Annotated in this window: 19 protein-coding genes and 1 pseudogene; 10 read left to right on the forward strand and 10 right to left on the reverse strand. The window is 69.1% G+C overall.

Annotation, left to right across the window (positions count from 1 at the left end; translation table 11 throughout):
* The 3 genes and pseudogenes from A5713_RS22460 to A5713_RS22470 form a co-directional block, all read right to left on the reverse strand.
* Window positions 1-353: pseudogene (locus A5713_RS22460) on the reverse strand (hypothetical protein); the annotation flags it as partial.
* A 225-nt stretch (window positions 354-578) separates the two neighbouring features.
* The gene (gene guaA, locus A5713_RS22465) at window positions 579-2138 is read right to left on the reverse strand and encodes a glutamine-hydrolyzing GMP synthase (protein ID WP_231980621.1); all 1560 of its coding nucleotides are present in this window, start codon (window positions 2136-2138) and stop codon (window positions 579-581) included.
* 10 nt (window positions 2139-2148) lie between these two features.
* Window positions 2149-2826, reverse strand: a complete 678-nt coding sequence (locus A5713_RS22470; RefSeq protein ID WP_067928070.1) for a helix-turn-helix domain-containing protein — start codon at window positions 2824-2826, stop codon at window positions 2149-2151.
* 78 nt (window positions 2827-2904) lie between these two features.
* Between A5713_RS22470 and A5713_RS22475 the strand changes: the two genes are divergently transcribed.
* The 5 genes from A5713_RS22475 to A5713_RS22495 all read left to right on the forward strand — a co-directional run bounded on the left by A5713_RS22475 (window position 2905) and on the right by A5713_RS22495 (window position 9498).
* Window positions 2905-4440, forward strand: a complete 1536-nt coding sequence (locus A5713_RS22475) for an MFS transporter (RefSeq protein WP_068098421.1) — start codon at window positions 2905-2907, stop codon at window positions 4438-4440.
* Complete coding sequence (locus A5713_RS22480; protein WP_068098422.1) at window positions 4437-5507, forward strand: NmrA family NAD(P)-binding protein; 1071 nt, start codon at window positions 4437-4439, stop codon at window positions 5505-5507. Before A5713_RS22475 ends, A5713_RS22480 begins: the two co-directional genes overlap by 4 nt.
* Complete coding sequence (locus A5713_RS22485; RefSeq protein WP_068098423.1) at window positions 5504-6316, forward strand: class I SAM-dependent methyltransferase; 813 nt, start codon at window positions 5504-5506, stop codon at window positions 6314-6316. The genes A5713_RS22480 and A5713_RS22485 overlap by 4 nt, the downstream gene beginning before the upstream one ends.
* 78 nt (window positions 6317-6394) lie before the next feature.
* The gene (locus A5713_RS22490) at window positions 6395-7135 is read left to right on the forward strand and encodes a beta-phosphoglucomutase family hydrolase (RefSeq protein ID WP_068098424.1); all 741 of its coding nucleotides are present in this window, start codon (window positions 6395-6397) and stop codon (window positions 7133-7135) included.
* The gene (locus A5713_RS22495; RefSeq protein WP_068098425.1) at window positions 7132-9498 is read left to right on the forward strand and encodes a glycoside hydrolase family 65 protein; all 2367 of its coding nucleotides are present in this window, start codon (window positions 7132-7134) and stop codon (window positions 9496-9498) included. Before A5713_RS22490 ends, A5713_RS22495 begins: the two co-directional genes overlap by 4 nt.
* A gap of 3 nt (window positions 9499-9501) precedes the next feature.
* Here A5713_RS22495 and A5713_RS22500 read toward each other — a convergent pair whose 3' ends face one another.
* Window positions 9502-10068: a TetR/AcrR family transcriptional regulator gene (locus A5713_RS22500; protein WP_068098426.1), complete on the reverse strand. Its 567-nt coding sequence runs from the start codon at window positions 10066-10068 to the stop codon at window positions 9502-9504.
* Window positions 10069-10128: 60 nt separating this feature from the next.
* Between A5713_RS22500 and A5713_RS22505 the strand changes: the two genes are divergently transcribed.
* On the forward strand, window positions 10129-11022 hold the full coding sequence (locus A5713_RS22505; RefSeq protein WP_068098457.1) for a TauD/TfdA family dioxygenase: 894 nt from the start codon (window positions 10129-10131) through the stop codon (window positions 11020-11022).
* A 112-nt stretch (window positions 11023-11134) separates the two neighbouring features.
* Here the strand turns inward: A5713_RS22505 and A5713_RS22510 are convergent, their stop codons facing one another.
* From A5713_RS22510 to guaB, 3 genes are read right to left on the reverse strand one after another with little or no spacing between them, the layout of a single operon-like run.
* Window positions 11135-12871, reverse strand: a complete 1737-nt coding sequence (locus A5713_RS22510) for a GMC oxidoreductase (RefSeq protein WP_068098427.1) — start codon at window positions 12869-12871, stop codon at window positions 11135-11137.
* A 52-nt stretch (window positions 12872-12923) separates the two neighbouring features.
* Complete coding sequence (locus tag A5713_RS22515; protein WP_067928094.1) at window positions 12924-14051, reverse strand: GuaB3 family IMP dehydrogenase-related protein; 1128 nt, start codon at window positions 14049-14051, stop codon at window positions 12924-12926.
* Window positions 14052-14058: 7 nt separating this feature from the next.
* Window positions 14059-15657 carry an IMP dehydrogenase gene (guaB, locus tag A5713_RS22520; RefSeq protein WP_067928096.1) on the reverse strand — a complete coding sequence of 533 codons (1599 nt, stop codon included), beginning with the start codon at window positions 15655-15657 and terminating at the stop codon, window positions 14059-14061.
* A gap of 173 nt (window positions 15658-15830) precedes the next feature.
* Here guaB and A5713_RS22525 point away from each other — a divergent pair, with 173 nt between their 5' ends.
* Window positions 15831-16238 carry a DUF5319 domain-containing protein gene (locus A5713_RS22525; protein WP_046186907.1) on the forward strand — a complete coding sequence of 136 codons (408 nt, stop codon included), beginning with the start codon at window positions 15831-15833 and terminating at the stop codon, window positions 16236-16238.
* A 14-nt stretch (window positions 16239-16252) separates the two neighbouring features.
* On the opposite strand, the gene A5713_RS22530 is transcribed toward A5713_RS22525, so the two are convergent.
* The 3 genes from A5713_RS22530 to A5713_RS22540 all read right to left on the reverse strand — a co-directional run bounded on the left by A5713_RS22530 (window position 16253) and on the right by A5713_RS22540 (window position 18497).
* The gene (locus A5713_RS22530; RefSeq protein ID WP_197509463.1) at window positions 16253-17017 is read right to left on the reverse strand and encodes an anti-sigma-D factor RsdA; all 765 of its coding nucleotides are present in this window, start codon (window positions 17015-17017) and stop codon (window positions 16253-16255) included.
* Window positions 17004-17579 (reverse strand): sigma-70 family RNA polymerase sigma factor, encoded by a 576-nt coding sequence (locus A5713_RS22535; protein WP_066945594.1) that lies wholly within the window; start codon window positions 17577-17579, stop codon window positions 17004-17006. Before A5713_RS22535 ends, A5713_RS22530 begins: the two co-directional genes overlap by 14 nt.
* A gap of 90 nt (window positions 17580-17669) precedes the next feature.
* The gene (locus A5713_RS22540) at window positions 17670-18497 is read right to left on the reverse strand and encodes a hypothetical protein (protein ID WP_068098428.1); all 828 of its coding nucleotides are present in this window, start codon (window positions 18495-18497) and stop codon (window positions 17670-17672) included.
* A 354-nt stretch (window positions 18498-18851) separates the two neighbouring features.
* Between A5713_RS22540 and whiB3 the strand changes: the two genes are divergently transcribed.
* The 3 genes from whiB3 (at window position 18852) to A5713_RS22555 (ending at window position 20739) form a co-directional block, all read left to right on the forward strand.
* On the forward strand, window positions 18852-19160 hold the full coding sequence (gene whiB3 / locus A5713_RS22545) for a redox-responsive transcriptional regulator WhiB3 (protein ID WP_067928104.1): 309 nt from the start codon (window positions 18852-18854) through the stop codon (window positions 19158-19160).
* 245 nt (window positions 19161-19405) lie between these two features.
* On the forward strand, window positions 19406-20263 hold the full coding sequence (locus A5713_RS22550; protein ID WP_068098429.1) for a Rieske 2Fe-2S domain-containing protein: 858 nt from the start codon (window positions 19406-19408) through the stop codon (window positions 20261-20263).
* Window positions 20260-20739, forward strand: coding sequence for a hemerythrin domain-containing protein (locus A5713_RS22555; protein WP_068098430.1), 480 nt, complete (start codon window positions 20260-20262; stop codon window positions 20737-20739). The genes A5713_RS22550 and A5713_RS22555 overlap by 4 nt, the downstream gene beginning before the upstream one ends.
* Window positions 20740-20759 lie beyond the last annotated feature (20 nt).

The following is a 20759-nucleotide window of genomic DNA, read 5'->3' on the forward strand; positions in this document are numbered from 1 at the left end:
CTGAGGTCCGCACCCATCTCCGCGGCGGCCAGCAGCCCGAGGTCAGGCTGGCCGACGATTGCCGCGTTGCCGCCCGCCGCCGTCACCGCGGCCACCATGCCCAGCAGCAGCGACCGGGCACCCGAGAGCACCGCCACCGTCCCCCTGGGCAACGGCGCGGGAAGCGACTCCGCCAGCCACCCCGGCAGCGTCAGCTGGGCTTCCGACTCCGGCAGCAGGTCGTCGGCGCGGGCGGCGGGGCCGGATGCGGGCCCAGGCGCCTTGCCGGCGATCACGGCCATCCGCCGGCGCAGCGATTCCAGCTGCTCAGCACGTGTTTCCTGCCGGTGATCGGGCGCGAAAGCCGCAGTCATGTCAGCCTCCTAACACCGCTCCCACAACGACTATTTTCGAAAGTATGTTCGACTGAGGGAGAGTAAACACCCGCCCTCCGACAACCGTCAAGAAACGGAAGGGACGCTTTATGCGATCGGTACGGATGGGGTGAATGGGGCGCAAAATGCGGCGAGATTGCCGCTATGGCCGCGGTCGGGGCTACCCCACAACCGTGTCGGCAATCTCGCCGGCGGGCGCGAAGCCTACTCCCACTCGATGGTGCCGGGTGGTTTGCTAGTGATGTCCAGCACCACGCGGTTGACCTCGGCCACCTCGTTGGTGATGCGGGTCGAGATCCGCTCCAGCACCTCGTAGGGCACCCGGGTCCAGTCGGCGGTCATCGCGTCCTCGCTGGACACCGGCCGCAGCACGATCGGGTGTCCGTAGGTGCGGTTGTCGCCCTGCACACCGACCGAGCGGACGTCGGCCAGCAGCACCACCGGGCACTGCCAGATCAGCTTGTCCAAGCCGGCGGCGGTGAGTTCCTCGCGCGCGATCGAGTCGGCGCGACGCAGGGTCTCCAGCCGCGCCGAGGTGACCTCGCCGACGATCCTGATGCCCAGGCCGGGGCCCGGGAAGGGCTGGCGCGCAACGATTTCCTCCGGCAGGCCGAGCTCACGCCCGACCGCGCGCACCTCGTCCTTGAACAGCAGCCGCAGCGGCTCGACGAGCTTGAACTTCAGGTCGTCGGGCAGGCCGCCGACGTTGTGGTGGCTCTTGATGTTGGCGGTCCCGCTGCCCCCGCCGGATTCCACCACGTCCGGGTAAAGCGTGCCCTGCACCAGGAACTCGGCCTCAGACCCGGTGTCACTCAGGATGTCTCGCACCGCGCCCTCGAACGCGCGGATGAACTGGCGGCCGATGATCTTGCGCTTGCCCTCGGGATTGGTCACCCCCGACAGCGCCCGCAGGAAGGTGTCCGCGGCGTCGACGGTGACCAGGTTGGCGCCGGTGGCCGCCACGAAGTCGCGCTGCACCTGATCACGCTCGCCGGCGCGCAGCAGCCCGTGGTCGACGAAGACACAGGTCAGCCTGTCGCCGATGGCGCGCTGCACCAGCGCGGCGGCCACCGCCGAGTCCACGCCGCCGGACAGCCCGCAGATGGCGTGGCCGTCACCGATCTGTTCGCGCACCTGCTCGACGAGCGCGCTGGCGATGTTGGCCGGTGTCCACTCCCCGCCGAGCCCGGCGAAGTCGTGCAGGAAGCGGCTGAGCACCTGCTGCCCGTGCGGGGTGTGCATGACCTCGGGGTGATACTGCACCCCGGCCAGTCGACGGGCCCGGTTTTCGAAGGCGGCCACCGTCGCACCCGAGGTGCTGGCGACCACGTCGAACCCGTCCGGCGCGACCGTGACCGCGTCACCGTGGCTCATCCACACCGGCTGGACGCTCGGCAGCCCCGAATGCAGTTCGCCGCCAACCACTTTCAGCTCGGTGCGGCCGTACTCGCTGGTTCCGGTGTGGGCGACGGTCCCGCCCAGGGCCTGCGCCATGGCCTGGAACCCGTAGCAGATGCCGAACACGGGCACACCGAGGTCGAACACCGCCGGATCGAGCTGCGGGGCGCCCGGTTCGTACACGCTGGACGGTCCCCCGGACAGCACCAGCGCCGCCGGCTCGCGGGCCTTGATCTCGTCGATCGAGGCGGTGTGCGGGATGACCTCGGAGAATACCCGCGCCTCCCGGACGCGCCGGGCGATCAGCTGCGCATATTGGGCGCCGAAGTCGACCACCAACACGGGCCGGGGCGAGGGTGTTTCCACGGCAGCCAGCTTAGTGGCCGGCGCTGCCCCATGAGCGCGGGTCCTCGTCCAGCGCAAACGCCGTCCGCACCGCGTCGACGACGTCGGGGTCGCCAGTGAAGTCGATGCGCCGTAGCGCGGCCTTCCTCCTGGCCTCGTTATCCCCGAGGCGCGCGGTCAGAAGGTCCGCGGCGCGTGCGGTGATCGTCACCGAAGGCTCGCCTTTGGGGGCCGCGAAATAACCGCCCCGAAGGGCGAATTCGAATACCCGTCCGTCGATGTCGGCGTGGCAGGTCAACTCCAGGTCGGCGGCACCGGCCGGGTCGAATGGCAACAGGATGCCGGCGAGAAACCCGTTCAGCGGTGAAACGGGGCCACTGCCGACCGGCTCCAGCCGGTCCAGACCGAGCCAGGCGACACTCCGCAGCACCGGCAGGCACTTCTGCCACCCCAGGTCGCTGAGGCTGTAGACGGTGCGCCCGATCGGTGCCGGCAGTTCGGCGCGGTCCACGAGTCCCGCGTCCTGCAACTCCTTCAGCCGCTCGGCCAGCAGATTGGTTGCAATGCCGGGCAACTCGGCACGAAGGTCACCGTAGCGGCGGGGCCCCCCGACCAGCTCACGCAGGATGAGCAGCGTCCAGCGCTCGCCCAGGACATCGAGACCGAGCGCGATCGGGCAATTCTGGTTGTACGTCCTGCGGGGTGCCACGATGCCAAGCTACCACGCCAGACATGTTTTTCAACCATATACTTGATTTGTTTGTCTAGTAGCTTTAGCGTCTTGTCCATGCGCACCGAGCCCCTCTTCGTGAACCGCCCGATCCCCGCACTCGCAGTCATCTGCCTCGGGGTCTTCGTCATCAGCGTCGACGCCACCATCGTCAACGTCGCCCTGCCCACCCTGTCGCGAGACCTGGACGCCGACACCGCGCAGCTGCAATGGATCGTCGACGCGTACACCCTGGTCATGTCCGGCCTGCTGCTGTCGGTCGGCAGCCTGTCCGACCGATTCGGCAGGCGCGGCTGGCTGAACTGCGGCCTCGCCGTCTTCGCGATCACTTCCGCCGTTGCGGCGCATACCCATTCGGCTGAGCAGCTGATCGCGGCCCGCGCGGCCATGGGGGTTGGCGCGGCGGTGATCTTCCCGACCACGCTGGGTTTGATCACCAACATCTTCACCGACCCGGCCGCACGCGCCAAGGCGATCGGCCTCTGGGCGGCCATGGTCGGCGTCGGGGTGGCCGTCGGACCCATCACCGGCGGCTGGCTGCTCGAGCACTTCTGGTGGGGCGCGATTTTCATGGTGAACATCCCGATCGCCGCGCTGGCCATCGCCGGCGGCGTCCTGTTCGTGCCTACCTCCCGTGACCCGGCGGCGCCGCGCGTCGACCTGCCGGGCCTGCTGCTGTCCGCGGCCGGCATCACGGCGCTGGTCTACACCGTCATCGAGGCGCCCAGCTGGGGATGGACCAACGCGCGAAGCGCGGGCGGCTTCGCCCTGGCCACAACCATTCTCGTCGCCTTCGCGCTCTGGGAGCGGCGCAGCACCCATCCGATGCTGGACGTCTCGGTGTTCACCAACCGCCGGTTCTCCGGCGGCAGCCTGGCCGTGACGGCCGGCTTCCTCACCTTGTTCGGCTTCATCTTCGTCATCACCCAGTACTTCCAATTCATCAAGGACTACACCGCTTTTCAAAGCGGGGTGCGGCTGCTGCCGGTTGCCGCCTCGATCGCGTTGGCCAGCATCGCGGGCCCCCGGCTCGTCGCACGAGTCGGCACCACCGCCGTCGTCGCCTCCGGACTCACCGTGTTCGCCGCCGGGCTGGCCTGGGCATCGACGGCCGACTCGGCCACCCCCTACGGCCAGATCGCCGCGCAGATGCTGCTCCTCGGTGGCGGCCTCGGCATGACCTTCTCACCGGCCACCGAGGCGATCATGGGGTCGCTGCCCATCGACAAGGCCGGCGTCGGCTCCGCGGTCAACGACACCACACGGGAGCTCGGGGGCACGCTCGGCGTCGCCGTCTCCGGCAGCATCTTCGCGTCGGTGTACGCGGGCCACCTCCGCACCCCCGCCCTGGCGGGGCTGCCCGCCGACGCGATGCGCCACTCGATGGCGTTGGCGCACAGGGTGATCCAGCAGTTACCGGTACAACAGGCCGCCTACGTCCGCGGCGCCGTCGACCGCGCCTTCTTGGACGGCTTGCAGGTCAGCTCACTGGTGTGCGCCGGGATTGCGCTCGGCGCCGCGATCGTCGTCGGCTGGTTGTTGCCGGCCCGTCAAATGGAACCCGCCCGTCAACTGGAAAGGGAAATCGCATGAGTACCCGAGTATTGGTCACCGCAGCCACCGGCAGGATCGGCGGCGCGGTCGCCGCGCAACTTCTTGAACACGGCGTCACGACACGGGCCATCGTGCATCGTGAGGACGCGCGCAGCGCCCGATTGCGAGAACTGGGCGCCGAGGTCGTCGTCGCGAATATGTTCGACTTTCAACAGGTTACGGCCGCCCTGGACGGAGTGGACCGGCTGTTCTTCAATCCTCCTTACCATCCCCATGCGCTCGACAGCGCGGTCGCCTTCGCCGTCGGCGCCCAGCGCACCGGCGTAGAAGCGGTGGTGGCGCTCGGGCAGTGGCTGGCCAGCCCGGAGCACCCGTCACTGATGACCCGGCACGCCTGGCTCACGGACAAACTGTTCGGCCTGCTGCCGGACACCGCCCATGTCGCGGTCGATCCCGGCTACTTCGCCGACAACTATCTCCAGGTACTGCCGCTGGCCGCGGCGCTGGGAATCCTGCCGGTCCCAACCGGTAAGGGCCGCAACGCACCTCCCTCCAACGAAGACATCGCCCGGGTCGCGGTGGGTGCGCTGCTCGAGCCGCATCGCCACGACGGGCGCGCGTACCGCCCGACCGGACCGACGCTGCTGTCGGCGGCCGAGATCGCGGAGGCCGTCGGTGAGGCGTTGGGTCGGCGCGTGCGGCACATCGACATTCCGCCGTGGATGTTCATGCGCGCCGTGCGCGTCAACGCCAAGCGGCTCCGCGCCGACCGGTACTTCGAGTCCAGCCTGCGCTACTACCTGCCCGAGCACGCCCTGGGAACCTGGGAGGCGGGCGGGCCGACCACCCACGTCCGAGACGTGGCGGGCGTCGAGCCCGAGGATTTCCTCACCATCGCGCGCCGATACGTCTCCGGCCCGGAAACCCGGCGCACGGCGGGGAATCTCCTGCGCCAGGTCTGGGACTTCACGTTGACCGGGCTGGTGCCGATGCACCGACTGGACCGCTTCGACCGCCTGCAACAGCATCCGGTGCCCGCGCATCCGCGGCTATCCGGGCGGTCCTCCCTGTGGCAGACCGAGCACATGCAGGGAGTCAGCGCATGAACGACACCATCGAAAACCAGTACTCGACCGGCTTGTCCCGACCCAACATCGAACGGGCGTTGAGGTCCGCGGGCAAAGACCTCGACCGCCTGGCGCCCGCCGACCTGGTTCTGGTGGAGGACTTCCACACCATGGGCCGCTTCGCCACCAGCCGGCTGGTGGATCTGGCGGGCATCACCCGGGAAAGCCGGGTGCTCGACGCGGGCAGCGGGATCGGTGGCACCGCCCGCTACGTCGCCGACCGGTGCGGTTGCACGGTGACGGCCGTGGACCTCACCGACGAGTACTGCGAGACAAGCCGTTGGCTCAACCGCCTGGTCGGACTCGGCGACCGGATATCCGTCCGGCAGGCGGACGTCACCGAACTGCCCTTTGCTGCCGACACTTTTGACGTCGCCATCAGCCAGCACGTCCAGATGAACGTCGCGGACAAGGCCCGCCTGTACTCCGAAGCCCGCCGGGTACTGGTGGCCGGAGGCCGGATTACGCTGTGGGACTTGACGATTGGGAATCACGGCGAGCTGGACTATCCGCTGCCGTGGGCCGATCAACCCGAGCGCAGCCACCTGGTCACCCCCGACGGGTTACGCGCGGTCATCGAGTCCGCCGGGTTCGCCGTCGAGCACTGGGACGACCTCACCGACCAGGCGGCCGAGTTCATGCAAGCGTTGCTGGCCCAGCCCTCCAACCCGCTGGGTTTGCACGCCTTCGTCACCGACTTCGACCGCAAAGTCGAGAACCTGACCGCCGCGCTGGCGGACCGGCGCCTGCGAGCCATCCAGGGGGTCGCCACGGCCGCGCCCGGGTGACCGCTTGGCGACAGACATGTCGGCATGGTGGAGTGGGTATCGCTTGACTAGTCCCCTAAGACCAGGAAGCGAGTCCCCATGCTGGGTCTGCCCGAGAAGGTGCACGCCTGCCTGTTCGACCTCGACGGTGTGCTCACCGACACCGCCAGCGTGCACACCAAGGCCTGGAAGGCCATGTTCGACGACTACCTGTCGGAGCGGGCCAAGCGCACCGGGGAAGAATTCGTCCCCTTCGACGCGGCCGCCGACTACCGCAAATACGTGGACGGCAAGAAGCGCGAGGACGGGGTCCGGTCGTTCCTGCAGAGCCGCGGGATCGAGCTGCCCGACGGCAGCCCCGACGACCCGGGAGACGCCGAGACGATCTACGGCCTGGGCAACCGCAAGAACGAGATGTTCCAACAGGTCCTGCGCAAGGACGGCGTCGAGGTTTTCGAGGGATCGCGACGATACCTGGAGGCGGCCTCGGCGGCCGGCCTGGGCATCGCGGTGGTGTCCTCGAGCGCCAACACGCGCGACGTCCTCGAGATCACCGGTCTGGACCGGTTCATCCAGAAGCGGGTGGACGGCGTCACGCTGCGCGACGAGCACATCGCCGGCAAGCCGGCCCCCGACTCCTACCTGCGCGGCGCCGAGATGCTGGGCGTCGGCGCCGACGCCGCGGCCGTGTTCGAGGACGCGATCTCCGGCGTGCAGGCCGGTCACGCAGGAAACTTCGGCTACGTGGTGGGCGTCGATCGAGTGGGCCAGGCCGACGATCTGCGCCGCAACGGCGCCGACGTGGTGGTCACCGACCTCGCCGAGCTGCTGCAGTCATGATCGACGACGACGCCTTTCCCGTCGATCCCTGGCACGTCAGCGAGACCAGGCTCGACCTGAACCTGCTGGCCCAGTCCGAATCCCTGTTCACCCTGTCCAACGGGCACATCGGGCTGCGCGGCAACCTCGACGAGGGCGAGCCCTACGGCCTGCCCGGCACCTACCTGAACTCCTTCTACGAGATCCGGCCGCTGCCCTACGCCGAGGCCGGCTACGGCTACCCGGAAGCCGGGCAGACCATCGTCGACGTCACCAACGGCAAGATCATCCGCCTGCTGGTCGAGGACGAGCCGTTCGACGTCCGCTACGGCGAATTGATCTCGCACGAGCGAACTCTCGACCTGCGCGCCGGGACGATGACCCGCCGCGCGCATTGGCGCTCCCCCGCTGGCAAGGAGATCAGGCTGGTGTCCACCCGGCTGGTGTCGCTGGCCCAGCGCGGCGTGGCCGCCATCGAATACGTCGTGGAGGCGGTCGGCGAGTTCGTGCGCGTGACGGTGCAGTCCGAACTGGTCACCAACGAGGACCAGCCGCAGACCTCGGGCGACCCTCGGGTGTCGGCCATCCTGGAGAGCCCGCTGGTGGCCGTCGACCACGAAAACACCGAAACCGGAGCGCTTCTCATGCACCGCACCCGCAGCAGCGCCCTGATGATGTCGGCCGCGATGGACCACGAGATCGACGTGCCCGGCCGCGTCGAATTCAGCACCGATGCCCGCGACGACCTGGCGCGGACCACGGTGATCTGCGGGCTGCGCGCCGGGCAGAAGCTGCGCATCGTCAAGTACCTGGCGTACGGCTGGTCCAGCATGCGATCGCGCCCCGCGCTGCGCGACCAGGCCGCCGCCGCGATCCACAGCGCCCGTTACAGCGGATGGCAGGGCCTGCTGGACGCGCAACGGAAATACCTCGACGACTTCTGGGACAGCGCCGACGTCGAGGTCGAGGGCGACCCGGAATCGCAGCAAGCGGTGCGGTTCGGGCTTTTTCACCTGTTGCAGGCCAGCGCGCGCGCCGAGCGCCGCGCGATCCCGGCCAAGGGCCTCACCGGGACCGGATACGACGGTCACGCCTTCTGGGACACCGAAAGCTACGTGCTGCCGGTGCTCACCTACACCGCGCCGCACGCGGTGGCCGACGCCCTGCGGTGGCGGGCGTCCACCCTGGACCTGGCCAGGGAGCGGGCGGCCGAGCTCGGCCTCCAGGGCGCCAGCTTCCCGTGGCGGACCATCCGCGGGCAGGAGTGCTCGGCCTACTGGCCCGCCGGCACCGCGGCCTGGCACATCAACGCCGACATCGCCATGGCGTTCGAGCGCTACCGCATCGTCACCGGCGACGAAGAGCTCGAAAAGCATTGCGGGCTGGGGGTACTCGTCGAGACCGCCCGGCTCTGGGTCTCCCTCGGCCACCACGACCGGCACGGGGTGTGGCACCTCGACGGCGTCACCGGCCCCGACGAGTACACCGCGATCGTGCGCGACAACGTCTTCACCAACCTGATGGCCGCGCACAACCTGCGCACCGCCGCCGAGGCCTGCAACCGCCACCCCGAGGCGGCGGAGGCGATGGGCGTCACCACCGAGGAGACGGCGTCGTGGCGCGACGCGGCCGACGCGGCCAACATTCCCTACGACGCCGGCCTGGGGGTCCATCAGCAGTGCGAGGGGTTCACCACCCTCGCCGAGTGGGACTTCAAGGAGAACCACGCCTACCCGTTGCTGCTGCACGACCCGTACGTGCGGCTCTACCCCGCGCAGGTGATCAAGCAGGCCGACCTGGTGCTGGCGATGCAGTGGCAGAGCCACGTGTTCACCCCCGAGCAGAAGGCGCGCAACGTCGACTATTACGAGCGGCGCATGGTGCGCGACTCCTCGCTGTCCGCGTGCACCCAGGCGGTGATGTGTGCCGAGGTCGGGCACTTGGAACTGGCGCACGACTACGCCTACGAGGCCGGGCTGATCGACCTGCGCGATCTGCACCACAACACCCGCGACGGCCTGCACATGGCCTCGCTCGCCGGTGCCTGGACGGCGCTGGTGGGCGGCTTCGGCGGCCTGCGCGACGACGAGGGCATCCTGTCGCTGGATCCCGCGTTGCCCGACGGCATCTCGCGGCTGCGGTTTCGCCTTCGGTGGCGTGATTTCCGGGTGACCGTCGACGTGAACCACTCCGATGTCACCTATACGGTGCGCGACGGCCCGGGCGGCCAGCTCACCATCCGGCACGCGGGCGAAGAGGTCACCCTGACCACCGATGCGCCGAAAACCATTGCGCTGCAACCCCGCAAGCCGCTGTTGCCGCCCCCGCAGCAGCCGCCGGGCCGCGAGCCGCTCCACCGCCGGGCGCTCACCCGGAACAAGTGAGCGTCAGCCCGGACTGAGGATCCGCCCCACCTCGGCGCCGGCCGCCTGGCGTATCTCGGCGTCCGTCAGCGCCTCGATCCCCGTCGCAGACCTCAGGATCGGTGCGAAGAGCCGCCAACCGAATTGCAGCGCAAGAGCGTTGGCTACGGCCAGCCGCCCTTCTGTCTCGTTGTCGTAAAGCGGCAGCACCCACTCGAGTATCGCCGCAATGTTGGGGAAGCGCTTCTGCAGCTGCCCCGCCGGATACCCGTCCAGCACGGTGCGGGCCATCACGCGCATCTGCCGGTCGAGGGCCCGGTCCAGTTCGTCGGCGGGCGCCCCGGCGTTCAGCAGCGCAGTCAGGTTGGCGCCCAGGTGATCGAGCACGGCACCGACGAGGTTCTCCTTGGTGCCGAAGTGCCGAAACACCAGCCCGTGGTTGACGTTGGACCGAGCGGCGATGTCCCGGATCGACGTCGCGGCGGGGCCGCGCTCGGCGAACAGGTCGGTGGCGGCCTCCAGGATGGCCGCGGCCACCTCGGCCCGTCCGGTGGGCATGTTCGAGCGGCCACTTGCGGGCGCTGTAGTCATGTGTCTACACTACTCGATGTAGTCAGTTGACTACACACCTTTACGCAAGGACTGATGAAAATGATTGGTCAGATAACCGTCACCAAGCTGGGCAGCCGTATCGGCGCTCGGGTCGACGGGGTGCGCCTCGGGGGCGACCTCGACGACGAGGTGGTCGAAAAGATCCGCCAGGCGCTGTTGGCCCACAAGGTGATCTTCTTCCGCCACCAGCACCACCTCGACGACGAGGCGCAGCTGGCGTTCGCCGGCCTGCTGGGCACCCCCGTCGGCCACCCGGCCGCGGAGCTGCTCGCCGCCAAGAACGCGCCGGTCATCACCCCGATCAACTCCGAGTACGGCAAGGCCAACCGCTGGCACACCGACGTCACGTTCGTGGCCAACTATCCGGCGGCCTCGATCCTGCGCGCCGTCACCCTGCCCCGCTACGGCGGGTCCACACTGTGGACCAACACCGCGGCGGCATACGACGACCTGCCCGAGCCGCTGACGTGGCTCGTCGACGACCTGTGGGCCCTACACACCAACCGCTATGACTACATCACCCCGCAGGCATTGACCGACGCGCAGCGCTCGTTCCGGCAGGCCTTCGAAAAGCCGGATTTCCGGACCGAGCATCCCGTGGTGCGCGTGCACCCGGAGACCGGCGAGCGCACGCTGCTGCTGGGAGATTTCGTGCGCGGGTTCGTCGGCCTTGACAGCTACGAATCGGCCGTGCTCTTCGAAATGCTGCAACGGCGAATCACCATGCCGGAGAACACCATTCGTTGGAACTGGGCACCGGGCGACGTCGCCATCTGGGACAACCGGGCCACCCAGCACCGGGCGGTCGACGACTACGACGACCAGCCCCGGCTGATGCACCGGGTCACGTTGATGGGCGACGTGCCCTTCAACATCCACCGGGAACGCAGCCGGGTGGTCAGTGGCGCCCCGCTCGAGGCGATCGCAAGCTAGGCGTAGCCGAGCGCTGCGAGTCGCCGACCGACCGAGCAGCGAGGCGATCGCAAGCTAGGCGTAGCCGAGCGCTGCGGGTCGCCGACCGACCGAGCAGCGAGGCGATCGCAAGCTAACCGGTCGAGCTCACCGGGGTGATGGGCAACCAGCGCAGCGCACCCGGTGCGTCGACGGGCACCACCGGGTGCCCGGGCGCGATCGGGTCCAGCCGGCGGTACGGCTGCCCCTGCGGCGGGCGCTGATCGGTCTCGCCCTTATTCGGCCACAGCGACGCGGCCCGTTCGGCCTGTGCGGTGATCGACAGCGACGGGTTGACGCCCAGGTTCGCCGAGATGGCGGCGCCGTCCACGACGAACATCGTGGGGTAGCCATAGACCCGGTGGTACGGGTCGATCACCCCTTGCTCGGGGCCGTCGCCGATCGCCGCGCCGCCGAGGAAGTGCGCGGTCAGCGGGATGTTGAACAGCTCGCCCCAGGTGCCGCCGGCCACGCCGTCGATCTTCTCGGCGATGCGCCGGGTGACCTTGTTGCCGACCGGGTTCCACGCCGGGTTGGGGTCACCGTGGCCCTGCTTGCTGGTGTACCACCGGATGCCCAGCTTCCCGCGTTTGGTGTAGGTGGTGATCGAGTTGTCCAGGTGCTGCATGACCAGGGCGATCAGCGTGCGCTCGCTCCACTGGTGAACGTTGAGCATCCGCATCATCCGCCGCGGGTCCTCGCGGGCCTGGTCCAGCAGCTGCTTCCAGCGCGGCACGTCGGTCCCCTCCGGGCCGGTGCCGTCGGTCATCAGGGTCTGCAACAGGCCCATCGCGTTGGAGCCCTTGCCGTAGCGGCAGGGTTCGACGTGCGTGTCGGCGGTGGGGTGGATCGACGACGTGATGGCCACCCCGTGGGTCAGGTCCAGGTTCGGGTCGACCTCGAGTTTCCCGGCGCCGACGATGGACTCGGAGTTGGTGCGCGTCAGCACACCCAGCTTCTCGGACAGACGCGGCAACTTGCCCTTGTCGCGCATCTTGAACAGCAGGTGCTGCGTCCCCCAGGTGCCCGCCGCCAGGATCAGGTGCGTCGCAGTGTAGGTGCGCCGGTCCCTGCGCAGCCAGCTGCCGGTGCGCACGGTGCGGACCTCCCACGTCCCGTCGGGCCGCTGCTGGAAGCCCTTGACGGTGGTCATGGGGATCACTTGCGCCCCGGCCGATTCGGCGAGGCCGAGGTAGTTCTTCAGCAGCGTGTTCTTGGCGCCGTAGCGGCAGCCCGTCATGCAGCAACCGCACTCCAGGCAGCCGGTGCGCTCCGGTCCCGCGCCGCCGAAGTACGGGTCCGGCACGGTCTTGCCCGGGGTCTTGGAGCCGTCGGGACCGAAGAACACCCCGACCGGGGTGGATACGAAGGTGTCCCCGCAACCCATCTCGTCGGCGACCTCCTTCAGGATGCGGTCCGCGTCGGTGAAGGTGGGGTTCGTGACCACCCCGAGCATCCGTTTCGCCTGCTCGTAGTGGGGCATCAACTCGTCGCGCCAGTCGGTGATGTGCGACCACTGCCGGTCTTTGAAGAACGGCTCCGGCGGAACGTAGAGGGTGTTGGCGTAGTTCAGGGAGCCGCCGCCCACGCCGGCGCCGGCCAGGATCATCACATTGCGCAGCGGGTGGATCCGCTGGATGCCGTAGCAACCGAGCCTCGGGGCCCACAGGAACTTGCGCAGGTCCCAGGACGTCTCGGCGAAGTCCTCGTCGGCGAACCGCCGCCCGGCCTCCAATACGCCTACGCGGTAGCCCTTTTCGGTCAGCCGCAGCGCGCTGACGCTGCCCCCGAACCCCGAACCGATGATCAGAACGTCGTAATCCGGCCTCATCGCACCAGTATGGCCTTACTCACAGGTAACAAGCCAGCGGCCCTCGCCGGGCTCAGCTGCCGACGGCGAGCCCGACCTTCTGGAATTCCTTGAGGTCGCAATAGCCCGCCTTGGCCATAGACCGGCGCAGTCCGCCGACCAGGTTCAGCGAACCGAACGGGTCGTCGGAGGGCCCGTTGAGCACCCGCTCCAGGGGCGGCCGCTCGCCGAGGGCGATCTGCAGCAACGCCCCACGCGGCAGCGACGGGTGCGCCGCCGCGGCGGGCCAGAACCAGCCCTCGCCGAGCGCCTCGGCGGATTCGGCGAGCGGCGTGCCGAGCACCACCGCGTCGGCCCCGCAGGCGATCGCCTTGGCCAGCTCGCCGGAGGTGTGGATGTCGCCGTCGGCAAGCACGTGCACGTAACGGCCGCCGGTCTCGTCGAGGTACTCGCGCCGCGCGGCCGCGGCGTCGGCGATGGCGGTGGCCATCGGCACGCTGATGCCCAGCACCTCGTCGCTGGTGGTCACGCCCCGGGTGGAGCCGTAGCCGACGATCACGCCGGCGGCGCCGGTGCGCATCAGGTGCAGCGCGGTGCGGTGGTCGAGCACCCCGCCGGCCACCACCGGGACGTCGAGCTCGGAGATGAACGTCTTCAGGTTCAGCGGTTCCCCGTCGCTGGCCACCCGCTCGGCGGACACGATGGTGCCCTGGATGACCAGCAGGTCGATGCCGGCCTGTAGCAGCACCGGGGTCAGCGCCTGGGCGTTCTGCGGGCTGACCCGCACCGCCGTGGTCACCCCGGCCTCCCGGATGCGCGCGACCGCGGATCCCAGCAGGTCGGGGTTCAGCGGGGCGGCGTGCAACTCCTGCAGCAGCCGGATCGACGCCGACGGCTCGGGCTCCTTGCTGGCGGCCTCGACCAGCTGGGCGATCTTGCCCTGCACGTCGGCGTGCCGGCCGATCAGCCCCTCGCCGTTGAGGACGCCCAGCCCGCCGAGGCGGCCGAGCTCGATGGCGAACTCCGGGGACACCAGCGCGTCGGTCGGATGGGCCACCACCGGGATCTCGAACCGGTAGGCGTCCAGCTGCCAGGCGGTCGACACGTCCTGCGACGACCGGGTGCGCCGCGACGGCACGATGCTGACTTCGCTCAGCTCATAGGTGCGACGGGCGTTGCGGCCCATCCCGATCTCGACCATCCCGGCCTCAGCGCGCAAAGTAGTTCGGCGCTTCGACGGTCATCGCGACGTCGTGCGGATGGCTTTCGCGCAGTCCGGCCGAGGTGATCCGGACGAACTGCGCCTGTTGCAGCGCCTCAATGGTCGGCGAGCCCGTGTAGCCCATCGCGGCCCGCAGACCGCCGGTGAGCTGGTGGATCACCGAGGACAGCGGGCCGCGGAACGGCACCCGGCCCTCGATTCCCTCCGGCACCAGCTTGTCCTCGCTCAATGCGTCGTCGGCGAAGTAGCGGTCCTTGGAGTACGACTTCGCGCCACCCCGGCCCTGCATGGCGCCCAGCGAACCCATGCCGCGGTAGCTCTTGAACTGCTTGCCGTTGACGAAGATCAGCTCGCCGGGGGCCTCGGCGGTGCCCGCCAGCAGCGAGCCCAGCATGGCCGTCGAGGCACCGGCGGCCAGCGCCTTGGCGATGTCGCCGGAATACTGCAGCCCGCCGTCGGCGATCACCGGCACACCATGCGGATGACAGGCCGCCACTGCTTCCAAAATCGCCGTGATCTGTGGCGCGCCGACCCCGGCCACCACCCGGGTGGTGCAGATCGAGCCCGGCCCCACGCCGACCTTGACCGCGTCGGCACCGGCGTCGATCAGCGCCAGGGCCGCGGAGCGGGTGGCGACGTTGCCGCCGATCACCTCGACCTTCTCGCCCACCTCGGCCTTGAGCTTGCCGACCATGTCGAGCACCAACCGGTTGTGCGCGTGCGCGGTGTCGACGATCAGCACGTCGGCCCCGGCGTCGACCAGCATCATCGCCCGGACCCAGGCGTCGCCGCCGACGCCGACGGCGGCACCCACCAGCAGACGGCCGTCGCTGTCCTTGGTGGCCAGCGGGTGCTGTTCGGTCTTGACGAAGTCCTTGACGGTGATCAGCCCGGTGAGCCGGCCGTGGCCGTCGACGACGGGCAGCTTCTCGATCTTGTGGCGCCGCAACAGCCCCAGGGCGGCGTCGGCGCTCACCCCCTCCTGGGCGGTGATCAGCGGCGCCTTGGTCATCACCTCGGCGACCTTTCGGGTCTGGTCGACCTCGAACCGCATGTCGCGGTTGGTGATGATGCCGACCAGCGCCCCGGTGTCGTCGACCACCGGCAGGCCCGAGATCCGGAAGCGGGCGCACAGCGCGTCGACCTGGGCCAGGGTGTTGTCCGGGCGGCAGGTGACGGGGTCGGTGACCATGCCGGCCTCCGAGCGCTTCACCATCTCGACCTGGCCGGCCTGTTCGGCCACGGGCAGGTTGCGGTGCAGCACGCCCATGCCGCCCGCCCGGGCCATCGCGATGGCCATCCGCGACTCGGTGACCGTGTCCATCGCCGAGCTGACCAGCGGCACCTTGAGCCTGATCTTCTTGGTGAGCTGGCTGGACGTGTCGGCGGTGGCGGGGACCACATCCGAGGCGGCGGGCAGGAGTAAGACGTCGTCGAAGGTGAGGCCCAGCATCGCGACCTTGTGCGGGTTGTCACCCCCGGTGGGCACCGGGTCGTCGATCAGCCCCCCGATGCGTGGATCGCGCACGTAGGGGCTGCCGACGAGGTCGGAGCTGTCTTCCAGGTGGGACATGCCACGGGTCATCGGTGGGGCCCTCCATACGATGCGGCGCGAGAACCCCATCCTATCGGCTCGGCCGGCCCCTCCAACCGCTTGCCGGGGCGCGCCGCGGGGGGCAGCCGGCCCAAACCGGCACGGAAACGACGGGCGGCTTGCCTGCTGGCGTTATCCCGGCCCGGCTGCGTAGGCTAGTGTGCGTGCGCGATCACCTCCCACCGGGTTTGCCGCCCGACCCCTTCGCCGACGACCCCTGCGATCCGTCGGCTGCGCTGGAAGCCGTAGAGCCGGGGCAACCCCTGGACGCCCAGGAGCGGATGGCGGTCGAGGCCGACCTGGCCGACCTGGCGGTTTACGAGGCCCTGTTGGCGCACAAGGGCATTCGCGGACTCGTGGTGTGCTGTGACGAATGCCAGCAGGACCACTATCACGACTGGGACATGCTCCGGGCGAACCTGTTGCAGCTGCTGATCGACGGCACGGTCCGCCCGCACGAGCCGGCCTACGACCCCGAACCGGACGCCTACGTCACGTGGGACTACTGCCGGGGATACGCCGACGCCTCGCTCAACGAGGCCACCTCGGACGCTGACGGTTACCGCCGCTGACGGTTAGCCCGTCGTCAGGGATTGTTCGGCGCCACCGCCGAGGGTGCGGACGTCTGGCCGTGATGCCGGTGCTTGCTCCACGACTGACTCGGTGACGGCGTCGCTGACGGACTCGGGGAGCTCTCGGAGGGCGTGGCCGCCGCCGTGGGGACCGGGGTGGTCGGCGTCGACCAGGCCGACGGGGTGTTCGCCGGGGGCGGCAGCGTCGCGTTCGGGTTGCGCGTGGCCACCCGGAGATTCAGCAGGTTCAGCTGGTTGGTCAGCTCCTGTTTGCTGGCCGGGTCGTCGATCGACTGGACCAGGCTGCTCACCTCGGTCAGCTGATTCCGGGCCTGGTCCCATTGGCCTTGGTCGATCGATTCCTGCACCTTGGCGAGGTCGGCCCTGGCCGACAGCAAGGCCTGATGCTTCTCGTTGACCCGCGGCTGGTCGAAGAACATCGCGTGCAGCCCGTACAGCGTGGTCCCGGGGCGGGCCTCGACCACCATCGCGCCGAAGCCGCTCAGCACCAACAGCGCCGCCGCCACGGATCCGATGGTCGCCAGGGCGCGGCGACCGCGCCGGCGCTCGGCCAACCCGGTGCGCAGGGCGCCGACCGCCTCTTCAGCCGACACCAGCGCGCTGGCCGGCGGCCACCGCAGGTTGTCACGCCAGTCCTCCAGCAGGGTGGCCATCGCGTCCATGTCGGGGTCACCGACGTGCACGGGCCGCCGCTCGGCGAGCGCGTCGAGAAGTAGGTCGGTGCGGGCGAATTCGTCCAGGGATTCAGGCACAGTCACCTGCCGCGATCATCTCGGACTTCAACCGGGACAGCGCGCGGTGCTGGGCCACCCGGACCGCTCCGGTGGTGCTGCCGACGGCGGACGCGGTCTCCTCGGCGGACAGGCCGACGACGACGCGCAGGATCAGGATCTCCCGCTGCTTGGCGGGCAGGATTTCCAGCAGTTCACTCATCCGACTGACCGAATCGGCCTCGATGGCCCGCTGTTCCGGGCCCGCGTCGGATGACCAGCGCTCGGGGATCACCTCGGTCGGGTAGGACAGATCGCGGCCGGCGGCGCGATGGGCGTCCGCGACCTTGTGCGCCGCAATGCCGTACAGGAAAGCGAGGAAGGGACGTCCCCGATCCCGGTAACGCGGCAGCGCCGTGATAGTCGCCAAGCACACCTCCTGTGCCACGTCATCCGCTGACAGGCCACCCCGCTCGACTGTCCCGACCCGCGCGCGGCAATATCGCACGACAATCGGACGGATGGTCTCCAGCACCTCCCGTAGTGCGTTGCTGTCCCCCGCCACGGCCTTGGCCACCACGGCGTCGAGACGATCCCCTTGAATTGTCATCGACGGCGGTATCTCCAACGTTACGAGCGGGGCACATCGCGGGCTAACCGGGCTAACTAACTAAATGACAATAACGGCCGGGAGTCCATTTCAAGCGGAACGCCACGTCGCACCGGCGCGCCGCACTTGGCCTGCGCAGACATCGCGAATTTCGTGTAGCTGCTGTGTCGAATACGTGACGCTGCCGAGATCAATCAGCAAGCACGCCAACGCCCACCGCAGCGGGACCAGCCCAAGCAGCCCCGCGGCGTCCAGGGCCGCATCCGCCACCGCGCGGGCGCCCTCGACGGCCCCGGCGCTGCACAAGGCGGCAGCCAGCACCACCTCGCTCTTGATCGCATGCCGCGCCGACGGGATGGCCATGGCGCCCGCGAGCCGCACCGCTTCGGTGGCCTCGCGGACCGCGCGGGTTCCGTCGCCGCGGGCCATCGCCAGTTCGGCGGCCACCCACGCGCGGCGCACCGGCTGCCGGTCGGGCACCGGTCCGGCGCCGAGCTCCGTGTCCGCGCGGGCCAGCAGTACCGCCGCGGCCGCGAACCGGCCGACGCCCAACGCGTCGGCCGCCAACCCGATCAGGGCGTCGGCCCGCGCGTCGGCCGCCGCGTCGGCGCTGCCGGCCAACGCCAGGGCGCGACCGTCCCAGCCGCGCGCCACGGTGTGCCAGCCGAGCTGGCGCAGAAACGATCCCTGTGTGCTGTGGGCCAGGGAGACCAGCCGTCCGGCGGGGGCGCTGCGCCGCAGCACCGCCAGATCGCGGTAGGCGCTCCCGTAGCGGCCCTGCCCGCCCGCGGCCACGGCGCGCAGCCACAAGTCCTCCGGCGTGACCGCGGACGGCAGCGGCCACGTTCCGGGCTGGTCACCGAAGGCAGCGGCGGCCAGCGTCCGGCCAATCACAAAAGTGTGACGAGTTTCAATCACGGCGATGGGAGTAAACAGTTTGTGCTGTTCGCGTTACCGAACTGTTAATCACGATAGGCCCTGTACTAATCGCGGTTGGCCCTCCCTCGGCCTGTGAGCTGGGAAATCTCGTTCCGGTCAAGTGCCTGGTAGCACGGTGCGTGTTTCGCCATTGGGTAGCAGATGAACGCGACGTTAATTCTTTTATAACCATTACATATTTTGCCGGGCTAAGTGGCTATTGACGCAAATTCGCCGTCCGCCCTAACGTCTACGCATGACGGGTAGTCATCGGTGACGCCGCTTCATTTCAGTTGCACAATCGCTTCGCGATCCTGACCTTACTGGGCGTGCCGTGCAGAGAGGGAAACACCAATGCCACAGCCGGAGCAGCTACCTGGACCCAACGCCGACATCTGGAACTGGCAACTGCAGGGCTTGTGCCGTGGCGTTGACTCGTCGATGTTCTTCCACCCGGACGGTGAGCGCGGCCGCGCCCGCATGCAGCGTGAGCAGCGCGCCAAGGAGATGTGCCGGCGGTGCCCGGTGATCGAGGCCTGCCGTTCTCACGCGCTCGAAGTCGGTGAGCCCTATGGGGTTTGGGGTGGCTTGTCCGAATCCGAGCGCGACATGCTGCTGAAGGGCGACATCGGCCGCACGCGCGGCATCCGCCGCTCGGCCTGAGCGCTTCACGGCACGGTTGAACGAATCGCCGTCGCGGTCCGTCTATCAGTCATGGGCTAGGCCGCAGGCTGGCCGCGTCCATTCGACGCGGCGCTGAAAGCCCCTCCGTCGCGTCGGACTGAATTCGGGCGTTCCGTCGTGTCGGGGGCCCCGCGCCGGTTCGCTCACGCGCACAGGAGGGTGCCGTGACTGAACGACCACGCCGATTTGTCGATCGTGTCTTTAATGGCGGGCATGCCCCGGCGATGGCCCTGGGGCGACAGAAATGGCTCGACCGGCCGAGCTACCGGCTCGAGCATGGCCTGACATTCCTATTCGCGGCCACCGGCCGATATCGAGACCGGGTGAGCAATGCGCTGCACGGCACCTGGCTCGGCCATCCGCTGCACCCGGCGCTCGCGTCGGTGCCGACGGGAGCGGTCACGACGACCGTAGCCATGGATGCGGCCTGCGCGCTGCCGGGGCGTGCCGCTCAACTGCGTGACGCGTCCATGTTCGCGTTGGGCGTCGGACTCGTCGGAAGCCTCGGCGCGGCCGCGACCGGCCTGACCGACTGGCAACACACCCACGAACAGGCGCGACGGGTCGGCCTTGTGCACGGCTTGCTGAACGGGGTCGCGACGAGCCTGTACGCGCTGTCGTGGTGGGATCGCCGGCACGGGCGCCACGCGCGCGGGATGGCGACCAGCGCGCTGGGTTACGGCCTCACCCTGAGCGGCGGCTACCTGGGCGGCGTCCTGGTGTTCGGGTCGGGCACCGGGGTCGACCGCTCCGGTGATCGGCTGCGTCGGGAGCACTGGACGCCGGTGCTGCCGGCCACGGCCCTCGACGGCCAGCCGCAGCGGGTCGAGGTGGACGGCGTCGGCGTGGTTCTGTACCGCACCGACGACCGGGTGCTGGCCGTCGGCGCGCGCTGCCCTCACCTGGGTGCGCCGATGGACGACGGCTGGATCGATCGCGACCGGATCGTCTGCCCGTGGCATGGCTCCCGCTTCGACTGCGAATCGGGAGAAGTGCTGCGCGGGCCCGCGACGGCAGCGCTGCCGCATTACCCGATACGCATCCGCGAAGGATTCGTCGAGGTGCGCGGAGTGACGAAATGAACGCTTACGAAGTGCTTTTCGAACACCACAAAGTCTTGCGCGGGTTCTGCAAGGTGATCACCGCGCTCCCCCCGGATAGCGGCGAACGCCAGGATGCCCTCGACGAATTGTTGATCGAACTCGACATCCACATGCGGATCGAGGACGACCTGTTCTATCCGGCGGTGTCGGAGGCAAGCGCACTGGTCGCGATCGCCCACGCCGAGCACCGCCAGGTCTGGGATCAGCTGGCAGTGCTCCTTCGGACGCCGCCGACCGCGCCGCAATACGAGGACGAATGGCACTCGTTCGTCAGCGTTCTGGACGCCCACGCCAGCGAAGAGGAGCGCGACTTGTGCCCGGCCCCAATAGATTTGAGCGCGGACATGCTCGAAACACTCGGTGAGCGGATGCTCGAGCGCATGGACCGACTACGTCGTTCCACCATCAACACGCTCCGCGTCCGCGGCCGAACGGCCATGCTGAGTTTGCTGTAATCGTTTCGACCGCGACTAAT

Origin of the sequence: Mycobacterium sp. E2497, from assembly GCF_001668695.1 — a bacterium.
Classification (GTDB): domain Bacteria; phylum Actinomycetota; class Actinomycetes; order Mycobacteriales; family Mycobacteriaceae; genus Mycobacterium.